The sequence below is a fragment of the Immundisolibacter sp. genome (assembly GCF_041625615.1).
In the GTDB taxonomy this organism is placed as follows: domain Bacteria; phylum Pseudomonadota; class Gammaproteobacteria; order Immundisolibacterales; family Immundisolibacteraceae; genus Immundisolibacter.
The window spans coordinates 1-1,553 of sequence record NZ_JBFJTF010000241.1; the positions used below are offsets into that span (position 1 = coordinate 1).

Here is a 1,553-nt window from a genome sequence, read left to right on the forward strand (position 1 = left end):
CGCGCATGGCGGCGGCGACGCCCACGTGCAGCGCCTCGTGCCCGAGGCAGGATGCGTACGTGCCGAGCTGGCCGGTGCGTTGCAGGCGCACCGCGCGTTCGTCGAAGCGGCGGGTGAGCATCATCCAGCGGTACAGGCGGCGCAGCGTGTCCGGTGACACACGCGGCGGACGGCCGCGGGCCTTGCCATGCTCGTCGATGTGCTGCACATGGCGGATGCTGAAGCGGGCGATGGTCGATTTCACGCTGCCCCTCCGGTGGCGTCTGTAGCTTTGTACGGCCTGGGGTGCGCGCGGGCAAGTTTGGGCGGCAGCGCTCAGGCCGCCTTGTCGCTGTCCCGGTAGAGCGCCGACACATCCCGGCAACGCTGTTCCACCTGGTGGACGACACGGCGCAGCTGCTCGGCCGACAGGGGCTGCGCGCCGCGGGAGCGAAGCAGGTGGGTGGCCAGCTCCTTGCCGTTGAAAACCCGCACCGTGCCAAGGCCGCGGCGCTCCACGTACCAGCCGGGCAGCGCCAATACCGGCAGTGCGCGCACCGGCTCACCGGTGGCGCTGCTCAGCCACTTCGACAGCCACTGTGCCTGGCGCAGGGCCTGCTGCACCGGCCTGTCGCTGCGCCAGTCCGGAAACGTCAGGTGCGTGCCATCGAATACCACGCGCGCCTCGCCGGGACCGCCGTGGCGGTTGGGCTTGGAGTAGCCCTTGGTCTCGACCGCGAACACGCCTTCCGGTGCGATGACCACGTGGTCGATGTTGAAGCGGTCGGCGGGAAGGTCGTGAAAGACCACGGCGCCGTGGCGCATCAGCTGGTCGAGTTCCTGGCCGGTGGCCAGTTCGGCGTCCAGGCCCAGACGCAGCTGGTCCAGCCGTTTGACGCGACGCCAGATGCCTCTCAGGCGATACGAAATACCACCGATCGTCAACAGGCTGATTAGGACAACAGCCGACAGAGCCATCGGCTTGCCGCTGAACAGCGTTTGCAGATACAGGAATCCGAGCACAAAGCTCGGTATCAGACTCAATAGCGATACCTCGCTTAGCAGATCCAGGCGCGCGTCCTCGTGCTGCTGGCGCAGTGTGTGGCCCGGCGGGCGCAGCAGGTGCGAGGTCAGCGGCGAGCGGCGCTGGGCGCGGGTGGTCTTCTTGCGCCATTGCAGCAGCAGGGCCGCCCCAAGCGCGGGCCCCAACAGGAGGGCGACGGTGACGACGATGGCCAGCAGTTGTGCGTTTAACTGACTCACGCTGCGTCGTGACCGGCGTGTTGCGGCGATACGCCGTTGGGTCTGACGCCTGTGGCGCCGCGCACGGTGGGCAGGCGGGCGCGTGTGCAGGACGCGGGTCTGCGATTCATGCCGACAGACAACCCACGCAGGGAATGGGCCCTGGATTATGCGGGAGGTTGGTGTCGGCAGCGTGTGGCCGCGCCGGAGCAGCGAGGCCGTAGAAAAGAGGCGGGGGCCGGGATGGTGTGTGCCAGTCACCATCAGGAGGAGGAGGGGAAGGGTTCCCGGCCCCCGCCGCTTTTCCTAATGCAGGCAGCGTGCCAAATCCG

Annotated in this window: 2 protein-coding genes; both read right to left on the reverse strand. The window is 68.1% G+C overall.

Translation table 11 applies throughout. The annotated features are described in order from the left end of the window. On the reverse strand, positions 1-244 hold a 244-nt coding region (locus ABYX71_RS11925; RefSeq protein WP_372696709.1), incomplete at its 3' end, for a thiamine pyrophosphate-dependent enzyme. A 71-nt stretch (positions 245-315) separates the two neighbouring features. Next, the gene (locus ABYX71_RS11930; RefSeq protein ID WP_372696710.1) at positions 316-1,242 is read right to left on the reverse strand and encodes a nuclease-related domain-containing protein; all 927 of its coding nucleotides are present in this window, start codon (positions 1,240-1,242) and stop codon (positions 316-318) included. Positions 1,243-1,553 lie beyond the last annotated feature (311 nt).